The organism is Mesorhizobium sp. M8A.F.Ca.ET.181.01.1.1 (assembly GCF_004792025.1).
GTDB lineage: Bacteria > Pseudomonadota > Alphaproteobacteria > Rhizobiales > Rhizobiaceae > Mesorhizobium.
In genome coordinates this window covers 1-17,482 of the sequence record NZ_SRTV01000019.1, presented here as the reverse complement: position 1 = coordinate 17,482, position 17,482 = coordinate 1, and the positions used below count along the sequence as shown (strand labels likewise).

Below are 17,482 nucleotides of genomic sequence, written 5' to 3'. Positions count from 1 at the left end.
GCGACCTCCGACCGTTGCGTTTGTCCTCCAGGACCTTTGCAGGCGCAAGATTGGACTAAAGTCCGAGGTCCGACGTGAAAAACGATGTCGTGAGGGGAGCGGCAGCGCGGATACCATGTCACGAAAATGTGATCAGCCGACTGTAAGGCGGTCGATCAGGCAACAAGCTCCAGCCAATCCAGCCAGAGGCTCTCATGACCGAACATCGCTCCCCCGACGCCCGATTCCGCACCAGCCTGCTCGAGGAAAACGAAGGCCCGGCCAACAATCCCAGCGAAAACCACACGATGGGCGAGATCATCGCCGCGCGGTTTTCGCGCCGGGGTTTCCTCAAGGGTTCGCTTGCCGTCTCGGCGATCGCCGCCACCGTCAGCCCGCTGGCGATGATCGCCGCCGACGATGCCCGCGCCGCGGAAGGCTCGGCCTTCAAGTTCGACGAGCTGGAGGCCGGCATCGACGACAAGCACCATGTCGCGCCGGGCTACGACGCCGATGTGTTGCTGCGCTGGGGCGATCCGCTGTTTGCCGATTCGCCGGAATTCGATCCGACCAAGCAGTCGGCACAAGCCCAGGCCAGGCAGTTCGGCTACAACAACGACTATGTCGGCTATATCGCGATCGATGGCTCGGCGGAACATGGCCTGCTGGTGGTCAACCACGAATACACCAACCCGCATCTGATGTTCCCGGGCATCGTCGAGATCGTCGAGAAGGACGGCAAGAAGGCGGCCGAGGTGGCGCCGCTCTCGAAGGAGCAGGTCGATGTCGAGATGGCCGCGCATGGCGGCACCATCGTCGAGATCCGCAAGGACGGCGGCAAATGGCAGGTTGTGCGTGACGGCAAGCTCAACCGCCGCATTACCTCCAACACCGAGATGGCGCTGTCCGGCCCGGTCGCCGGCCATGACCGCGTCAAGACCAATGCCGATCCGTCCGGCACGAAAGTCTTCGGCACGATCAACAACTGCGCCGGCGGCGTCACGCCCTGGGGCACCTATGTGATGGCCGAGGAGAACATCCATGGCTATTTCTCCGGCGAGCTGCCGGAAGGCCACAAGGAAGCCGCCAACTACAAGCGCCTCGGCATCCCGGAAGGCGCCTATGAATGGGGCACGCATTACGACCGCTTCAACCTCGCCAAGGAACCGAACGAGCCCAACCGCTTCGGCTGGATCGTCGAAGTCGATGTCAACGACCCGAATTCGGTGCCGCGCAAGCGCACCGCCATGGGCCGCTTCAAGCATGAGGGCGGCGAATCGATCGTCGCCAAGGACGGCCGCGTCGTCTTCTATCTCGGCGACGACGAGCGCTTCGACTATGTCTACAAATTCGTCACCAAGGGCATGTTCAATGCCGGCGACCGCGCGGCCAACAAGGACCTGCTCGACGACGGCACGCTGCATGTCGCCAAATTCGCCGAGGACGGCTCGGTCGAATGGATGCCGATCGTGTTCGGCCAGGGTCCGCTGACGGCGGAAAACGGTTTTGCCGGCCAGGCCGACGTGCTGATCGAGACGCGCCGCGCCGCCGACCTGCTTGGCGCCACCAAGATGGACCGGCCCGAAGACATCCAGCCCAATGCCGGCAACGGCAAGGTCTATGTCATGCTGACCAACAATTCCAAGCGCAAGGCCGATCAGGCCGACGCCGCCAACCCGCGCGCCGGGAATGCCTTCGGCCACATCATCGAGATCGTCGAGGACGGCGGCGATTTCGCCGCCACAAAGGGCAAGTGGGAAGTGCTGCTGAAATGCGGCGACCCGTCGGTGGCCGATGTCGGCGCCACCTTCTCCACCGCGACGACGGCCAATGGCTGGTTCGGCATGCCCGACAATTGCGCGGTCGATTCGGCCGGGCGCCTGTGGGTCGCCACCGACGGCCAGGGCCCGAAGGCCACCGGCCGCACCGATGGCCTATGGGCGGTGGACACGGAAGGATCGGCGCGGGCGACCTCGAAACTGTTCTTCCGGGTGCCGATCGGCGCCGAGATGTGCGGCCCGCTGTTTACGCCGGACGATCAGACCGCCTTCGTCGCCGTCCAGCATCCGGGCGACGGCGGCGAGGACTGGGACGCGTTTGGCCGGCCCTCCTACTATGAGGACCCGTCGACCCGCTGGCCCGATTTCAACCCCGACATGCCGGTGCGGCCGGCGGTCGTGGCGATCACCAAGCAGGGCGGCGGCAAGATCGGCGTCTGACAGCGAGACAAAACGAGAGGGGCTTCGGCGATCCGCGGCCCCTCTTTTTTGCGCGGCATTGCATTCAAGCCTCGGGAAAGATTGGTAATTTACACATGGCGCCCTAAATCGCGATCAGGAGATCATCGCCATGCCCAAGTCGATCTACGACCGTGGCCTGCTCAAACCTGACGAAGTGGCCACGTTGCAACGTGTCTTCGATGAGGCCTGCCGCCGACGGCAAGCGCATCCCGAATCCACGGAGGCGCGTGAATTGGCGCTCACCTTGCTTGCCCTCTACAATGCCGGCATGGTCGACGAGGAGATGCTGACCGAGGCCGTCGGTTTCCGGCGGCTGGAGCCGAAATCAGCGTGAGGTGCCCGGCTGGCCGGGACCGGCGATGCGCCTGGCTATCGCCTTGGCCAATATGCCGGCATTGGCGAAGCAGCCGCGGATGCTCGGCCGCATGCCGGTGAACCACAGGCCCGGCAGTTTCGGATCGGCCTGGCCGCCGTTGAAGAGCGGAACGCCTTTCTCGTCGAGCACGCCGAGATTGCCGACCATGCGCTCCAGGCCGGTGCGGTAGCCCGTCGCGGCAATGACGATGTCGGGAGCGATCAGGCTGCCATTGGCCAGCATGACGCCATCGCGGGTGAACTCCCGTATCCCCGGCACCACCAGGATCCTGCCCGATTTGATGGCCTTGACGGCGCCATCGTCGGCGGCGATCGCGGTGTAGTCCGAAGTCAGACGGCTGGCGCCGCCGGCAGGTGCCCGCGGCATGCCGAATTTGGTGAGATCGCCGAAAACCAGGCGCTGCGTCACCGCCATGACCGCATCGGCGACGCGCAGCGGCAAGCGCGCCATGAGCGGCGAGAGGCGATGCACGGCGATCTTGCCGATACGCTTGGGCAAGAGGACGGGGCCGTTGCGGGCCGACAGCCAGACGGCGGCGGTATCGATGCCCGCCAGATGGTTGAGGGCATCGAAGCCCGAATTGCCGGCGCCGACAACCAGCACCTTCTTGCCCGCATAGGCCTGGGCGTCGCCAAAATCGGCCGAATGGACGATCCGGCCCCTGAACGCCTCCATGCCCTTCCATTGCGGCGTGTAGGGCTCCCTGTCGCGGCCGGTGGCGACGACGACATGACGCGCCAGGCGCGAGCCGGCGCTGGTGCGCACGATCCAGTGGTCGCCCCCGGACATGATGGCCTCGACGGAAACGCCAAACTCCACCGGCAAACGGTTCGCCTCATGGAAATCGTTCATATGGCGGATGACGACATCCCGGTGCGGAAAGGCAGGGGTACCCTTGGGATAGGCAAGGCCGGGCAGCGCCGAGAGATCGCGGTGGGTGTTGAGGTGCAGCTGTTCGTGGCGCCGGCGCCAGGGCTCGGCCAGCCGGCTTTCCTTCTCCAGCACCACCGTCGCCACGCCGGCCTTCATCAAGGCCCGCGCGACAGCCAGCCCCGCGGCGCCGGCGCCAATGACGATCGCCGGCTCGACCGCCAGCAACTGCTCCATCATCGTCCCGGGTGTCGTGTTAGCCATTCACACTCGAATCCCATTCGCCCTTGCGGCAACCCCGAAAGGCTCGCAGGCCGCTGTAACAGTTTGATCGCGCGCCGAGCCCGAACGGCAAATCGAAGCCGATTTTCAATGGGCCCGCGCCGAGCCGTGGTCTCGCCCCGGAGCATTCCGCCGCCGGGCGAAAACTACCGGATCGCGCAACCGCGGCCAAAACCACGACATGAAACGGTTGCCCGCTTCTGTCCGAATACATCCAGCCCTATATGGCATATCGGCGGCATCGGCGATAACCAGGTCGCGGCAAAGTGATTGATTCGAGGTCCGGGGGCTGGTGGACCTCTTCTGACGATGCAGGAATTCGAACCCGTAACCGACTCGGCTTCCCGCTAGAAATCAAGGCGCCACGGCGGTCTTGCGTGCCATTCAAGGCATGCGGCGCCGCAGACGGCACGCGGAATCTCGACCATGCCCTCCTTGCGGATCTATTTCGACAACATCCTCGAGGGCGCCTCGCCCAAGGTCGAGCGACTGGCGCTGACGCATGTCGAGCGGCTGGCGCTGGTGCGCCGCTATGGCGATTTCTCGCTCGCCTATTCCACCGCCGCGCAGCGCAAGCTTTCCTATTTTGGCGACGCCGACGGCTACATCGCCTTCGGCACCAAGATGAGGCATCATTTCGCGCTCGGCGATCCGGTGGCGGCGCCGGCGCAGCGGCCCGATTATATCAGACGCTTCGTCGAGCGTGCCGGCGGCCCATGGTTCGTGCAGATCGGCGAACAGACCGCCCAGGTCCTTGCCGGACTCGGCTACAAGGTCAACCGGCTGGGCATCGACACCCGCCTTGTCCTGCCCGACCATGATTTTTCCGGCAAGCGCAACGAGACCGTGCGCTATTCCGAGCGCTGGCTGCTGAAGAAAGGCTTTTCGTTCGAGGAGGACAAGCGCACGATCCATCTCGACGAGATCTCCCGGCTCTCCCAAAACTGGCGCGGCGACCGTATCGTCAAGCGCTGGGAGATGGGTTTTCTCAACCGTCCGTTTTACGAGCAGCTCGGCACCGACATGCGCCGTTTCGTCCTGCACGGTCCCGATGGCGACCTGGTCGCCCTGCTCGACTTCGATCCGCTGTTCGCCGACGGCAAGGTGATCGGCTACACCACCGCCTTCAAGCGCAAGCATATCGATGCCTCGCCGCATGCCGAGATCGGCCTGACCAAATTCGCCGTCGACCGCTTTCGCGAGGAAGGCGTTTCGGTGGTGACGCTCGGCCTGTCGCCGCTGGTCGATGTCGGCCCGAGCGGATTTGCCGAAAGCGAGTTCTGGCGCAACACCTTCCAGCGCGCCTACGACTCGCCCTGGATCAACCGCCGCAGGTTCAACCTGCAGGGACAGGCGGCATTCAAGCGCCGCTTCCATGGCGCCGAGGAGCCGGTCTATATCGCTTTTCGCGAGGGGGCCTACATCGAGATGCTGGGGCTGCTGCGGCTGGTCAAGGCCATCTGAGATCCGCCGATATTCAGGTGAGGCCGGCCTGCGCTGAATCTCACAAATCTCGGCTGCGGCTCAGGACGCCTTCAGCCGATCAGTTGCGCAGCCGGTAGCCGGTCCGGAAGATCCAGGCGACGATCGCGATGCAGGCGGCCAGGAACACCAGCGTCATGCCGAGGCTGATGCCGACCGAGACGTCGGCCTTGCCGTAGAAACTCCAGCGAAAGCCGCTGATCAGGTAGACCACCGGGTTGAACAGCGTAATCGTCTTCCAGATGCCTGGCAGCATGTGGATCGAATAGAAACTGCCGCCGAGGAAGGTCAGCGGGGTGACGATCAGCAGTGGCACCAACTGCAGCTGCTCGAAGCTTTTCGCCCAGATGCCGATGATGAAGCCGAACAGGCTGAAGGTGACCGCCGTCAGGATCAGGAAGGCGAGCATCCAGAACGGATGCTCGATCTGTAGCGGCACGAACAGCGAAGCCGTCGCCAGGATGATCAGGCCGAGGATGATCGACTTGGTCGCTGCCCCACCGACATAGGCGATGACGATCTCCAGATAGGAGACCGGAGCTGACAAAAGTTCGTAGATCGAGCCGACGAATTTCGGGAAATAGATGGCGAAGGAGGCGTTAGAGATCGACTGCGTCAAGAGTGACAGCATGATCAGTCCCGGCACGATGAAGGCGCCGTAGCTGATGCCGTCGATCTCGGTGATGCGCGAGCCAATGGCCGAGCCGAAGACGACGAAATAGAGCGATGTCGAGATGACCGGCGAGATGATGCTCTGCAGCACGGTGCGGAACGCACGCGCCATCTCGACCCGGTAGATCGCCCATACCGCGCGAAAATTAGGGGCCGCACGCAGGTTCATGGCTCTTGCCTCAGGAGATTGACGAAGATCTCTTCGAGCGAGCTGTTCTTGGTGTCGAGATCGCGGAACTGGATGCCGGCCGCCTCGAGATCCCTGATCAGCGAGGCGACGCCCGGCCGGTCGCTCTGGTTGTCATAGGTGTAGGTGAGTTGGTTGCCGTCCGGCGACAGTTCGAGCGCGTAATGCGAGAGCCCGTCGGGCACGCTGGCGAGCGGCGCGCGCAGCTCCGCCGTCATCTGCTTGCGGCCGAGCTTGCGCATCAGTTCGGCCTTGCCTTCGACCAGGATGATTTCGCCGCGGTTGATGACGCCGACGCGGTCGGCCATGGCCTCGGCTTCCTCGATATAGTGCGTGGTGAGGATGATGGTGACGCCGTCCTCGCGCAACCGGCGCACCATCTCCCACATGTCCTGGCGCAGCTCGACGTCGACGCCGGCGGTCGGCTCGTCGAGGAACAGGATGCGCGGCTCGTGCGACAGCGCCTTGGCGATCATCAGCCGCCGCTTCATGCCGCCCGACAGGGTGATGGCCTTGGCGTCCTTCTTGTCCCAGAGCGACAGATCGCGCAGCACCTTCTCGACAAAGGCCGGATTGGCCGGCTTGCCGAACAGGCCGCGGCTGTAATTGACCGTTGCCCAGACGCTCTCGAAGGCGTCGATGGTGAGTTCCTGCGGCACCAACCCGATCAGGCTGCGCGCGGCGCGATAGTCCTTGTTGATGTCGTGCCCGTCGACCGTGACGGTGCCCGACGAGCGGTTGACGATGCCGCAGACGATCGAGATCAGCGTCGTCTTGCCGGCGCCGTTGGGGCCGAGCAGGGCGAAAATCTCGCCCCGCTGGATATCGAGATTGACTTCCTTGAGCGCGGTGAAGCCGGTGGCGTAGGTCTTGGAGACCCCGGAAATGGACAGAATGGAGGGCATGGTTGAAAACGGCTGCCTGAAAGAGGTGACTTCATATAGGCCTGTTGTCGCCCGGTGCAACCGCAAGTCAATGCCGCTGCTGCCAGTTCTCGACACCGGGGCGCGGGCAGCCTGAAGACAGATCGCCTGCATCCGGTAAAATTGTCCTGTGGCGTTCAGCCTCGCGGCAGGACGCCGCTTTGACCTGCCCCCGCTTCGGGCCTATCCTTCGCCAGTATTGGAGCAATTCCAGGAAAAGTGTAAAGAGGTTTTCTGCCCGGAGTTGCGTCGAAATAATAAGCAGCCGGAGCCCGCCATGGACCCGCTTATTCTCTCGCGCATGCAGTTCGGCGCGAATATTTCGTTTCATATCCTGTTTCCGACGATCACCATTGCCCTTGGCTGGGTGCTGCTGTTCTTCAAGCTGCGTTATAACGCGACCAATGATTCCGCCTGGATGCGCGCCTATTTCACCTGGGTGAAGGTGTTCGCGCTGTCCTTTGCCATGGGCGTGGTTTCGGGCGTCACCATGAGCTTCCAGTTCGGCACCAACTGGCCGGGCTACATGGAGCATGTCGGCAACATCGCCGGACCGCTGCTCGCCTACGAGATCCTCACCGCCTTCTTCCTCGAAGCGGCCTTCCTCGGCATCATGCTGTTCGGGTTCCGTCGCGTTTCCAACCGCGTCCACACGCTGGCGACGGTGCTGGTTGCCGGCGGCACCACGCTGTCGGCCTTCTGGATCATCGCGCTCAATTCCTGGATGCAGACCCCGGCCGGCTTCGAGATGCGCGATGGCGTGGCACATGCCGTCGACTGGTGGGCCATCGTCTTCAACCCGTCCATGCCCTACCGGCTGGTGCACATGCTGCTCGCCTCGGGGCTTACGGTCTCGTTCCTGATCGCTGGCCTGTCGGCGCTGCGCCACCTCAGGGGCGACCGTTCGGAATCGATGTGGAAGGCGCTGCGCACCGGCGTCTTCACCGCCGCCATCCTGATCCCGATCCAGATCCTGGCCGGCGACCAGCATGGGCTCAACACGCTGGAACACCAGCCGCAGAAGATCGCGGCCATGGAGGCCAACTGGAACACCGGCCCCAACGTGCCGCTGGTGCTGTTCGCGCTCCCCGACGAGGCGGCGAAGGAAAACAGATTCGAGGTCGCGATTCCGGATGGGGCCAGCCTTATCCTGCGGCACGGCACCGACGGCGTGGTGCCAGGGCTGAACGACTACCCCGGCAACCACCCGCCGGTCTTTCCGCTCTTCTGGAGCTTCCGCATCATGGTCGGCACCGGGCTTTTGATGCTCGCCGTCTCGTGGTCGGCCGCCTTCTTCCTCAAGCGCCGGCATTCGCTGCCCAGGCCGCTCGCCCTGCTGATGGTGCCGATGGCGCTGTCGGGCTGGCTGGCGACACTGGCCGGCTGGTACACGACCGAGATCGGCCGCCAGCCCTGGCTGGTGACCGGCGTGCTGAAGACCGCCGACGCCGTCGGTCCGGTGGCCGGCAGCCATGTCGCGCTGACGCTCGCCATCTATCTCCTGCTCTACCTGCTTTTGCTGATCGCCTATCTCGGCGTGCTGGTGCACCTGGCGCTGAAGGCGGCCAAGGATGGCGATTCATCGCCGCTGCCGGGCGTGATGAAGACGGCCATGTCGCAACCGGCGGCGGGGGAGTGAGCATGCTTTCATCGCAGGTCCGCGCCGCCCCTCACCTGCCTGCCGGCATCCTCTCCCCGTATAGTGACGGGGAGAGGGGCGCTGTCGTCGCCGGTTTCGCTTCTCGTCAGCGTTGCTGGAGGGGTGCCGGCGGTGCGGCCAGCCCACTTCTCCCCGCCACTATACGGGAAGTGCCCGGCAGGGCGATGACGGGCGGCGCCAACCCCGATAATCGATTTGAAACGATCGCTTCAAGCGGTAAGGCCGTGCACCCGGCCCATCGCGGCTGGGAGATATCCCGATGACCTATGACTGGCCAACCCTGCTCCCCCTCATCTTCGCCGGTCTGATGGGCCTCGCCATCCTGATCTATGTCATTCTCGACGGGTTCGACCTCGGCATCGGCATCCTGTTCGCCGCCGCCGAGGACACCGAGCAGGACACGATGATCGCGGCAATCGGCCCGTTCTGGGACGCCAACGAGACCTGGCTGGTGCTGGCCGTCGGCCTGCTTCTGGTCGCCTTTCCGCTGGCGCATGGCGTCATCCTCACCGCGCTCTACATTCCCGTCTTCGTGCTTTTGGTCGGGCTGATCCTGCGCGGCGTCGCCTTCGATTTCCGCGCCAAGGTGCCGGCGGGGAAAAAACATCGCTGGAACCGTATTTTCTTCCTGGGTTCGGTCATCGCCTCGCTGGCGCAGGGCTACATGCTGGGCGTCTACGTGCTCGGCCTCGATGTCGGGCGGGGCGGCATGGCGTTCGGCGTGCTGGTGGCGTTCTGCCTGGCGGCCGCCTACGCGGCGATGGGCGCTGCCTGGGTGATCTACAAGACCGAAGGCGAGCTTCAGAAGAAGGCTGTGCGCTGGCTGCGCACGGCACTGGTGCTGACCGCGCTCGGCATGGCCGCGGTGTCGCTGGCGACGCCCTTCGCCAGCCCGCGCATCTTCGACAAATGGTTCGTCTGGCCACAGATGCTCTATCTGTCGCCGCTGCCGATCCTGTCGGCGCTGCTGTTCCTCTGGCTGTGGCGGCAGACCTTCCACCTGCCGAGGCCCGACGACCGCCATGCGCTGACGCCGTTCCTGACGCTCGCCGCCATCTTCGCGCTCGGTTTTGCCGGGCTGGCCTGGTCGTTCTATCCGTTCGTGGTGCCCGATCGCCTGACCATCTGGCAGGCGGCATCGGCCACCGAGAGCCTGGCGATCATCCTGGCCGGCACCGTGGTGGTGCTGCCGGTGATCATCTTCTATTCGTTCTACGCCTACCGCGTGTTCGGCGGCAAGGCGACGGATCTGACTTACGATTGAGGGGTGATCGAGCGCTTGCGGTAGAGGTCACGGCGAGGCGCCCCTCTCTGGCCTGCCGGCCATCTCCCCCCTCGAGGGGGGAGATCGATGTTGGCTAGGCTTTCGCCAATCTCCAACGCGGAAAGCTGGCGAGACGCCGAAGCTGCCGATTTCCCCCCTTGAGGGGGGAGATGCCCGGCAGGGCAGAGAGGGGCGCTGTCCCGCCGGCCTATCCTCTCTTAATTACTCGCCGACAGCACCAGCACCGGCTTTTCGCTGTAGAGCGCCGGGAACAGCGTCTTCAAATTCGCCACCTTGGGCAGGTCGTTGTAGACGATGTAGGGGTAGGTCGGGTTCAGCGTCAGGAAGTCCTGGTGGTAGTTTTCGGCCGGATAGAAGGTCTTGCCGGTCTCCAGCGTGGTGACGATGGGCTCGGAGAACACCTTGGCCTTGTCGAGCTGGGCGATGTAGCTCTGCGCGATCTTCTTCTGCGCGTCATTCTCGGCGAAGATCGTCGAGCGGTACTGGGTGCCGGAGTCCGGTCCCTGGTAGTTGAGCTGGGTCGGGTTGTGGGCTACCGAGAAATAGACCTGCAGCAGCTGGCCGTAGGTGACGACGGAGGGATCATAGGTGATCTCGACGGATTCGGCATGGCCGGTGCGGCCGGTGCCGACCGTCTCGTAGACGGCGTCGTCCTTGGCGCCGCCAGTATAGCCGGAAACCGCCTTGCTGACGCCCTTGACGTGCTGGAACACGCCCTGCACGCCCCAGAAGCAGCCACCGGCGAAGATTGCCTTTTCGCTGCCCGTGGCCGCCTTTTCGTCGATTGCCGGCGGCGGGATTTTCACCGCGTCCTCGGCGGAGATGGCCGGCGTCAGCCAGAAGGCGGCGCCCGCGACGGCAAGGGCGAGTGCGGCGAGCGCGCCCCGGACAAGACCGGCCGAACGGTTGTTGGTGTTGGTCATGGTTGCACTCCTCATGGCTTCCCCGTTGATCAGTAATTTGGGGGATCAGTCTATTGGATCAGCTACGGTGGCGCGATGCGCGAGTTGCGGCGGCGCCTCACATTCGCGTGCGCCGGGACTTTCGCCTTGACGTAGTCCCCGACGCAAAACCGCTTCAAGCCTTTGCCGGGATTGTTCCAGCGACTGTCCCCGGCTGGACAGGGAGCCCGCCGGGGACAGCCACGCGCCAAGCTCAATTGGCGGTGGCATCCGTTGCCGGCTTCATGGCATCGGTCGCCGGTTTCATCGCGTCCGCGGCGGGCTTCATGGCATCCGCAGCGGGCTTCATGGCATCGGCGGCGGGCTTCATGGAGTTGGTGGCCATCGGGTCGGCCGGCTTCATCGCATCGGTTGCCGGCTTCATCGCGTCCGCGGCCGGCTTCATGGCGTCCGCGGCGGGCTTCATCGCATTGGTGGCATCATCGGCGCGCGCGATGCCGCCGGCAAACAGCGCGGTCGAGCACAGAGCGAGCGCGAGCGCCGGCAGCGTCAGGCGGGAGAAATTGGTCATGGTCGGTTTCCTTGTGGGGTTGGTGGCACGCCCTTTTGGACGGCCGGGGTCTTGCGCCGCCGCCCATGCGGTGGCGCAAATCTCTGCTCGGCAAATCTCTGCTCGAACGCGATCTAGTTGGCGGCGGCGGCCAGGATCGGCCCGCCGCCGGGCGACTGCACCAGCACGGCGGTGCTGAGGCCGCCCGAGGCTGCCGGCAGATCGAGCGTCTTGGCCTCGCCGCTCCAGCTGCCGAGTTTTGTCAGCGCGTGCACGACATTGGCGTGCGGCAAGGTGCGGCCGGTGTTTTCGCCGCGCGCCACCGGCACCTCGACGACACCCTTGGTGTAGCGCACCAGCCAGACATCGGCCTTGCCGCCCGGTGCCGCGCCGGCGCCGATCGCGACCTTGCCGCCGTCGAGCGAAAGCGACGGACCGCCGGTCTTGGCCGTGGCAGTGATCAGATGTTCGATCTCACCGGGTGCGGCGCCGACGACGTCGGCATGGCCGTTGACCACCACTTGCGGCGTGAACGGCCCGTCATGGCCGAGCGGCGGCTCGTAGGAAACCTGGCGCTGGGTGAATTCCTGCTTGCCGAACGTGTCCTTCCAGCCGAGATAGTCCCAATAGGTGACGTTGAACGACAGCGCGAGCACGCCGGGCCGGTCCTTGACCTTGATGAGGTTGGCATTGGCCGGCGGACAGGACGAGCAGCCCTGGCTGGTGAACAGTTCGACCACGCTGAGCGGCTGGGCTGCCGCCGCGCCGAGCGAGGCGGCGAGCGCCAGAGCGGCGAGGCCGGACAGTGCGAGGACCCTGCTTGAGATGACTGGCGACATCGGCTTGCTCCCTGGGAGGGCGCCACGATGCGCCCGTCATATCCCCACTTCGCCGCCACTTGCCGCTTCGTTACAGCGCTCACCGGTTTGTGATTGAAGAGCGCCTGCCCCTCTTCCTTGCGGCGCTGGAGATTGGCGAAAACGGTCGCGCGTCCAATCTCCCCCCTCGTGGGGGAGATGTCCGGCAGGACAGAGGGGGGCGTAGAGCGCCTATGCTCGCGCTTTTAAACAGATGTCGGCGCACGCGGGGGACATGGCCGGTCGACCCAGGGCGGAACATCGTGAACTTGGCAAGGTCGGCGGGACAGCGCCCCCCTCTGGCCTGCCGGCCATCTCCCCCACGAGGGGGGAGATCGGCAGTGTCACTGCGTCAGCGCGGTGTCCGAGGGCCGCTTGTTGAAGTCGCACTTGCCGGTGACGTTGTAGAAGAAGTCGGCGTTGCTGACCGGCGCCGGGACCGCGTTGCCGCCGTCTTCCCAGGCCTGATAGGCTGTCGAACCGCAAGGCACGAGGCCGAAGATATCGACGACCTGGCCGGTCGCGATCTCATTGTAATTGATAGCGTTGGTCTGCGGATCCTTGATCCCGCTGTAGAGCCGGTTGGAGGTGGTCGGATCATTCGTCTTGAGATATTGCGGGTTGCCTGATGGCACATACATCTGCAGACTGAGGCCACCCATCTGGCTGACATCGATGGACGCGCCGGTGCCATCGGCGGGATACATCGTGTCGACACAGTAAAATTTTGTCTGGAACTTGTCGGTCTGGATCACCGCACCGGCGGGCGGGTTGGAGCCGGCGAGCTTGCAAACCTGCGTCTGGGCCACCGTGGTGACGGTCTTGCCGGTCGAATCGGTCGTAAGGATGCTGGTGGTGGTGGTGCCATAGCCCTTCGGGTCTCCGGTCTTGCCATAGACGTAGTCGATCGTCATCAGCGGCTTGGCCGTCGTCGCACCGAATTGCGTGCCGTAGAGCGTCATCTTCTTGTTCCAGTAGCCCGATACGCCGGTGACCTTGAAGTTGGCCGCGACCAGCGCCGGCGGCTTGCTGACCGCCGAGGCCACGGCGATCGGCACGGTGTCGATCCTGGCGATGGTCATGAAAACGGTCGGCATGGCGAAACTTGCCGTGGCCCGCGCGGTGGTCGCGGTGGCGGTGGTCCCAGCGACGAAGCTGGTCAGCGTCGCTGTGCCTTGTCCGCCGTTGGCGATGAAGGAATCCTGCAGCATCGTCTGGCGCTGCGGCAGCGTCGACGTGGTGTCCATGGTGGTGATCGTCAGGATCGCGGCATCCAGCGCCTGCTGCTGGTTGGACCTGGTCTGGACCGCGCTGGTGTAGTCGACCGAGAAGCCGACGGCCGCGATCAGCGGCATCAGGCTCACCAGGAAGAGCGGCATCATCGACCCGCCGCGGGAACGGGCAAAGCCACTTGCAAGCTTGAACATTTCCAACCCCCAACAGGCATTAGCGAGCGTGCGATTACCACGCAGCCGGCAAACCAAGGTCTAATCTGAACGATTAAAGTTTATGCATCGTTGGCGCGCAGACCGGTTTTTCGATTCTTTTGCCGATTTCACCGCTTTGTGTGCGGCGGGCAGCCCTTGGGCGCCAAGCCTTGCCGCCGCTTGCCGCCCCTGCTAAAGCGCGCGGCATGAGCACGCCCCTCGACCACATCCGCAATTTTTCCATCGTCGCCCATATCGACCATGGCAAATCGACGCTCGCCGACCGCCTGATCCAGTCGACCGGCGGGCTGGAGCTGCGCGACATGAAGGAGCAGGTGCTGGACTCGATGGACATCGAGCGCGAGCGCGGCATCACCATCAAGGCGCAGACGGTGCGGCTGAAATACCGCGCCAACAATGGCGAGGACTATATCCTCAACCTCATCGACACGCCCGGCCATGTCGACTTCGCCTATGAAGTGTCGCGGTCGCTGGCCGCCTGCGAAGGTTCGCTGCTGGTCGTCGACGCCAGCCAGGGCGTCGAGGCGCAGACGCTCGCCAATGTCTACCAGGCGATCGACAACAACCACGAGATCGTCGTGGTGCTGAACAAGGTCGACCTGCCGGCCGCCGAGCCCGAGCGCATCCGCGAGCAGGTCGAGGAGGTGATCGGCATCGACGCGTCGGGCGCCGTGCTGATCTCGGCGAAGACCGGGCTGGGCATCCCCGACGTGCTCGAAGCCATCGTCCACCAATTGCCGCCGCCGCGCGAGGGCGACGCCACGGCACCGCTGAAGGCGATGCTGGTCGACTCGTGGTACGACGCCTATCTCGGCGTCATCGTGCTGGTGCGCATCATCGACGGCGTGCTGAAGAAGGGCCAGACCATCCGCATGATGGGCACGGGCGCCAAATACCTGGTCGAGCGCACCGGCGTGTTCACGCCCGCCCGCATCAATGTCGAGGAGCTCGGCCCCGGCGAATTCGGCTTCTTCACCGGCTCGATCAAGGAAGTGGCCGACACCCGCGTCGGCGATACCATCACCGAGGACAGGCGCCAGACCGCGCATGCCTTGCCCGGCTTCAAGCCGGCGCAGCCGGTGGTGTTCTGCGGCCTGTTCCCGGTCGACGCCGCCGATTTCGAGGACCTGCGCGCCGCCGTCGGCAAACTGCGCCTCAACGACGCCAGCTTCTCCTATGAAATGGAAACCAGTGCGGCGCTGGGCTTCGGCTATCGCTGCGGATTCCTTGGCCTGTTGCATCTCGAAATCATCCAGGAGCGGCTGGAGCGCGAGTTCAACCTCGACCTGATCGCCACCGCGCCATCGGTCGTCTATCGGCTGCTGCTCAATGACGGCTCGGTCAAGGAACTGCACAACCCGGCCGACATGCCCGACGTGGTGAAAATCTCGGCGATCGAGGAGCCGTGGATCCGTGCCACCATATTGACGCCCGACGACTATCTCGGCGGCATCCTGAAGCTCTGCCAGGATCGGCGCGGCATCCAAGCTGATCTTTCTTACGTAGGAAAACGCGCCATGCTGACCTACGACCTGCCGCTCAACGAAGTGGTCTTCGATTTCTATGACCGCCTGAAGTCGATCTCCAAGGGCTACGCCTCGTTCGACTATCACCTGACCGACTACCGCGAGGGCGACCTGGTGAAGATGTCGATCCTGGTCAACGAGGAGCCGGTCGACGCGCTCTCCATGCTGGTGCACCGCACCGCGGCGGAAAAGCGTGGAAGGCAGATGTGCGAGAAGCTGAAGGAACTGATCCCGCACCACCTGTTCAAGATCCCGATCCAGGCCGCGATCGGCGGCAAGGTCATCGCGCGCGAAACCATCTCGGCGCTGCGCAAGGACGTCACGGCGAAGTGCTACGGCGGCGACGTCTCGCGCAAGCGCAAGCTGCTCGACAAGCAGAAAGAGGGCAAGAAGCGGATGCGGCAGTTCGGCAAGGTGGATATTCCGCAGGAGGCGTTTATTCAGGCGCTGAAGATGGGGGATTGAGGGGTCCGGCCTCCGGCCCGAGGCAGCGGGTCCCACCCCAGTGCGGGTGACGGGACATCCCTGGATACCTACCGCCTTTCCTTTCGCCGGACACGTCCAAGCTCGCCAAAATCAATTTGAACTGGGCTAACGCGCTTCACACCGGACGGCGGACCGCCCCTTTGAGTATACTCCGTTCCGACGTATCCTCCCCCTAGCTTGGGGAGACACCACATGCGCACCACCCTCGACACCATCGCCTCCATCGGTCTCGCCATAGGCGGCATCTTTGGCCTTGCCGGCACCTTCGTGGCGAGCGATGCGCTGCGCGAGACGCTGTGGGCGATCGACGGGGTGGCGCTGGTGGTGGCGACCGCGCTGCTGACGATGAAGTATCAGCGACTCGGCAATGATTGCGTCGCCGCGGGCTTCCTGACCTTCCTTGCCGGCGAGAGCCTGCTTCTGGCCGGCAATGCGGCCGGGTTGCAGGCCAGCGTGCCTTCCTATGTCGGCGGCATCTCGCTTTGGGCGGCGGCGCTGATCCTGGTCAGCGTGCCCAACACTTTTGCGCTGTGGATGCGGATCACCGGGCTCATTGCCGCCGTGCTGTTCCTGGTGTCGGTGGGCATGGTGCTGTGGGGCGCGCCCTTGCAGCCGACCTCGGCGCCGCTGCCGGCGGCCGGCTATCCCTTCCTGGTGCTGACCTTCATCGGCTGGATCTGGACCTTGCTGAAGCCCGACCGGTGAGTGCGCCCCCATGTCCGCCCCCGTCGAACTCCGCAACAGTCCCACCAACAAGTTCTCTTCCGTCGCAGGGTCGTTGCTGATGGCGGCGATTTTTGGCTTCTATACGCTGAAGGGGCTGGCCAACGGCGCCGATGGCGGGCGGGTGTTTTTGGTGGCGCTGCTGGCGCTTGGCTTCCTCGGGTTCGGCGGCTACATGGTGCGCGGCGCCTTCGACACCTCGGTCAAGGTGGTGCTCGACGAAAACGGTTTTCGCGACCGTCGCGCTGGCGACGTGCTGGTGCCCTGGGAGACGGTGAAGAGCGTGCGCCTCTCCTCCTCCGGCAAAGGCTCGGGCGTGGTCAGTTTCGAACTGACCGGTGAGCCGTCCGACGCGCTGGCCAATGCGCTATTCGGCGGGAACACCGTGCGCATGGAGGTCAACTCGCTCGACATGAGCGGGCTGGACATTGTCGCCGCGATCAAGCGGCTGGCGCCGCATGTGGCGGTGACGGGGTAGGCTCTCCTTCCCGCCCTTGTGGGGGAAGGTGTCGCCGAAGGCGACGGACGAGGGGTGCGCGACGGAGTGAGACGTTGACGGTTTCGCCTATCCGATGCGTTATCGAGGCGATCAGGGTGTTCGCGCCGCATGTGAGGATCACAGGTTAGGGTAAAGACGACGAAGGTTGGTGCTGCCCCTCACCTGCCTGCCGGCATCCTCTCCCCGTATAGGGACGGGGAGAGGGGTGCTGTGGCCGACGCTTTCGCCAATTATCAGCGCTGCAAGAAAAGTGCCGGCGTTGCGGCCAGCCCCTTTCTCCCGTCCTATACGGGGAGAAATGCCCGGCAGGGCAATGAGGGGCGGCGCTGGCGCTGAAGGTGGCGCAGGGCGCGGCGCTTCTTCCTTCCCCCTTGTGGGGGAAGGTGGATCGGCGCGCCAGCGCCGAGACGGATGAGCAACTGTGTTTTCAGGCTTTGTCTGGATACCAGGGTTGGTTGTGTCGAAGCATGGCGCTGAGGATGGTCATAATCTTTCGGGCCACGGCGACGATGGCGACCTTTGGTTGCTTACCGTT

15 protein-coding genes and 1 pseudogene are annotated in these 17,482 nt (G+C 64.4%); 8 read left to right on the top strand and 8 right to left on the bottom strand.

Going from position 1 to position 17,482, the window contains the following annotated elements:
* Positions 1–194: 194 nt before the first annotated feature.
* Both EN824_RS32385 and EN824_RS32380 read left to right on the top strand, forming a co-directional pair.
* Positions 195–2,198 carry a PhoX family phosphatase gene (locus EN824_RS32385; protein ID WP_135933100.1) on the top strand — a complete coding sequence of 668 codons (2,004 nt, stop codon included), beginning with the start codon at positions 195–197 and terminating at the stop codon, positions 2,196–2,198.
* A gap of 130 nt (positions 2,199–2,328) precedes the next feature.
* Positions 2,329–2,553, top strand: a complete 225-nt coding sequence (locus EN824_RS32380) for a hypothetical protein (RefSeq protein ID WP_127276434.1) — start codon at positions 2,329–2,331, stop codon at positions 2,551–2,553.
* Here EN824_RS32380 and EN824_RS32375 read toward each other — a convergent pair.
* The gene (locus tag EN824_RS32375; protein ID WP_135862931.1) at positions 2,545–3,729 is read right to left on the bottom strand and encodes an NAD(P)/FAD-dependent oxidoreductase; all 1,185 of its coding nucleotides are present in this window, start codon (positions 3,727–3,729) and stop codon (positions 2,545–2,547) included. The two genes, EN824_RS32380 and EN824_RS32375, sit on opposite strands and share 9 nt — an antisense overlap.
* 444 nt (positions 3,730–4,173) lie before the next feature.
* On the opposite strand from EN824_RS32375, the gene EN824_RS32370 reads away from it, so the two are divergent.
* Positions 4,174–5,211 carry a phosphatidylglycerol lysyltransferase domain-containing protein gene (locus tag EN824_RS32370; RefSeq protein ID WP_127276438.1) on the top strand — a complete coding sequence of 346 codons (1,038 nt, stop codon included), beginning with the start codon at positions 4,174–4,176 and terminating at the stop codon, positions 5,209–5,211.
* A 79-nt stretch (positions 5,212–5,290) separates the two neighbouring features.
* Here EN824_RS32370 and EN824_RS32365 read toward each other — a convergent pair whose 3' ends face one another.
* Together EN824_RS32365 and EN824_RS32360 are read right to left on the bottom strand one after the other, a co-directional pair.
* The gene (locus EN824_RS32365; RefSeq protein ID WP_127276440.1) at positions 5,291–6,070 is read right to left on the bottom strand and encodes an ABC transporter permease; all 780 of its coding nucleotides are present in this window, start codon (positions 6,068–6,070) and stop codon (positions 5,291–5,293) included.
* Positions 6,067–6,993 carry an ABC transporter ATP-binding protein gene (locus EN824_RS32360; protein ID WP_135933099.1) on the bottom strand — a complete coding sequence of 309 codons (927 nt, stop codon included), beginning with the start codon at positions 6,991–6,993 and terminating at the stop codon, positions 6,067–6,069. The genes EN824_RS32365 and EN824_RS32360 overlap by 4 nt, the downstream gene beginning before the upstream one ends.
* 295 nt (positions 6,994–7,288) lie before the next feature.
* Between EN824_RS32360 and EN824_RS32355 the strand changes: the two genes are divergently transcribed.
* Together EN824_RS32355 and EN824_RS32345 are read left to right on the top strand one after the other, a co-directional pair.
* On the top strand, positions 7,289–8,650 hold the full coding sequence (locus EN824_RS32355) for a cytochrome ubiquinol oxidase subunit I (RefSeq protein WP_127276444.1): 1,362 nt from the start codon (positions 7,289–7,291) through the stop codon (positions 8,648–8,650).
* Between the two features lie 280 nt (positions 8,651–8,930).
* Complete coding sequence (locus EN824_RS32345; RefSeq protein ID WP_127276446.1) at positions 8,931–9,935, top strand: cytochrome d ubiquinol oxidase subunit II; 1,005 nt, start codon at positions 8,931–8,933, stop codon at positions 9,933–9,935.
* A gap of 218 nt (positions 9,936–10,153) precedes the next feature.
* Here the strand turns inward: EN824_RS32345 and msrA are convergent, their stop codons facing one another.
* The 4 genes from msrA to EN824_RS32320 all read right to left on the bottom strand — a co-directional run bounded on the left by msrA (position 10,154) and on the right by EN824_RS32320 (position 13,692).
* On the bottom strand, positions 10,154–10,879 hold the full coding sequence (msrA, locus tag EN824_RS32340; RefSeq protein ID WP_127276448.1) for a peptide-methionine (S)-S-oxide reductase MsrA: 726 nt from the start codon (positions 10,877–10,879) through the stop codon (positions 10,154–10,156).
* A 232-nt stretch (positions 10,880–11,111) separates the two neighbouring features.
* Positions 11,112–11,429: a hypothetical protein gene (locus tag EN824_RS32335; protein ID WP_127276450.1), complete on the bottom strand. Its 318-nt coding sequence runs from the start codon at positions 11,427–11,429 to the stop codon at positions 11,112–11,114.
* Between the two features lie 113 nt (positions 11,430–11,542).
* Positions 11,543–12,247, bottom strand: a complete 705-nt coding sequence (locus tag EN824_RS32330) for a DUF1223 domain-containing protein (RefSeq protein WP_127276452.1) — start codon at positions 12,245–12,247, stop codon at positions 11,543–11,545.
* 362 nt (positions 12,248–12,609) lie between these two features.
* Positions 12,610–13,692 (bottom strand): pilus assembly protein TadG-related protein, encoded by a 1,083-nt coding sequence (locus tag EN824_RS32320; RefSeq protein ID WP_135918016.1) that lies wholly within the window; start codon positions 13,690–13,692, stop codon positions 12,610–12,612.
* Positions 13,693–13,898: 206 nt separating this feature from the next.
* On the opposite strand from EN824_RS32320, the gene lepA reads away from it, so the two are divergent.
* The 3 genes from lepA (at position 13,899) to EN824_RS32305 (ending at position 16,926) form a co-directional block, all read left to right on the top strand.
* Complete coding sequence (gene lepA, locus EN824_RS32315; RefSeq protein ID WP_127871049.1) at positions 13,899–15,704, top strand: translation elongation factor 4; 1,806 nt, start codon at positions 13,899–13,901, stop codon at positions 15,702–15,704.
* A 213-nt stretch (positions 15,705–15,917) separates the two neighbouring features.
* Positions 15,918–16,430, top strand: a complete 513-nt coding sequence (locus EN824_RS35445) for a hypothetical protein (protein WP_189522259.1) — start codon at positions 15,918–15,920, stop codon at positions 16,428–16,430.
* Between the two features lie 79 nt (positions 16,431–16,509).
* Entirely contained in the window at positions 16,510–16,926 is a 417-nt protein-coding gene (locus tag EN824_RS32305; protein ID WP_135933098.1) for a hypothetical protein, read from the top strand.
* A 448-nt stretch (positions 16,927–17,374) separates the two neighbouring features.
* Here the strand turns inward: EN824_RS32305 and EN824_RS36335 are convergent.
* Positions 17,375–17,482: pseudogene (locus EN824_RS36335) on the bottom strand (IS110 family transposase); the annotation flags it as partial.

Excerpts from the sequence above, each read along its gene's own strand:
- EN824_RS32385 (WP_135933100.1), top strand. The coding sequence starts at position 195 with ATGACCGAACATCGCTCCCCCGACGCCCGATTCCGCACCAGCCTGCTC.
- EN824_RS32380 (WP_127276434.1), top strand. The coding sequence starts at position 2,329 with ATGCCCAAGTCGATCTACGACCGTGGCCTGCTCAAACCTGACGAAGTG.
- EN824_RS32375 (WP_135862931.1), bottom strand. The coding sequence starts at position 3,729 with ATGGCTAACACGACACCCGGGACGATGATGGAGCAGTTGCTGGCGGTC.
- EN824_RS32370 (WP_127276438.1), top strand. The coding sequence starts at position 4,174 with ATGCCCTCCTTGCGGATCTATTTCGACAACATCCTCGAGGGCGCCTCG.
- EN824_RS32365 (WP_127276440.1), bottom strand. The coding sequence starts at position 6,070 with ATGAACCTGCGTGCGGCCCCTAATTTTCGCGCGGTATGGGCGATCTAC.
- EN824_RS32360 (WP_135933099.1), bottom strand. The coding sequence starts at position 6,993 with ATGCCCTCCATTCTGTCCATTTCCGGGGTCTCCAAGACCTACGCCACC.
- EN824_RS32355 (WP_127276444.1), top strand. The coding sequence starts at position 7,289 with ATGGACCCGCTTATTCTCTCGCGCATGCAGTTCGGCGCGAATATTTCG.
- EN824_RS32345 (WP_127276446.1), top strand. The coding sequence starts at position 8,931 with ATGACCTATGACTGGCCAACCCTGCTCCCCCTCATCTTCGCCGGTCTG.
- msrA (WP_127276448.1), bottom strand. The coding sequence starts at position 10,879 with ATGACCAACACCAACAACCGTTCGGCCGGTCTTGTCCGGGGCGCGCTC.
- EN824_RS32335 (WP_127276450.1), bottom strand. The coding sequence starts at position 11,429 with ATGACCAATTTCTCCCGCCTGACGCTGCCGGCGCTCGCGCTCGCTCTG.
- EN824_RS32330 (WP_127276452.1), bottom strand. The coding sequence starts at position 12,247 with ATGTCGCCAGTCATCTCAAGCAGGGTCCTCGCACTGTCCGGCCTCGCC.
- EN824_RS32320 (WP_135918016.1), bottom strand. The coding sequence starts at position 13,692 with ATGTTCAAGCTTGCAAGTGGCTTTGCCCGTTCCCGCGGCGGGTCGATG.
- lepA (WP_127871049.1), top strand. The coding sequence starts at position 13,899 with ATGAGCACGCCCCTCGACCACATCCGCAATTTTTCCATCGTCGCCCAT.
- EN824_RS35445 (WP_189522259.1), top strand. The coding sequence starts at position 15,918 with ATGCGCACCACCCTCGACACCATCGCCTCCATCGGTCTCGCCATAGGC.
- EN824_RS32305 (WP_135933098.1), top strand. The coding sequence starts at position 16,510 with ATGGCGGCGATTTTTGGCTTCTATACGCTGAAGGGGCTGGCCAACGGC.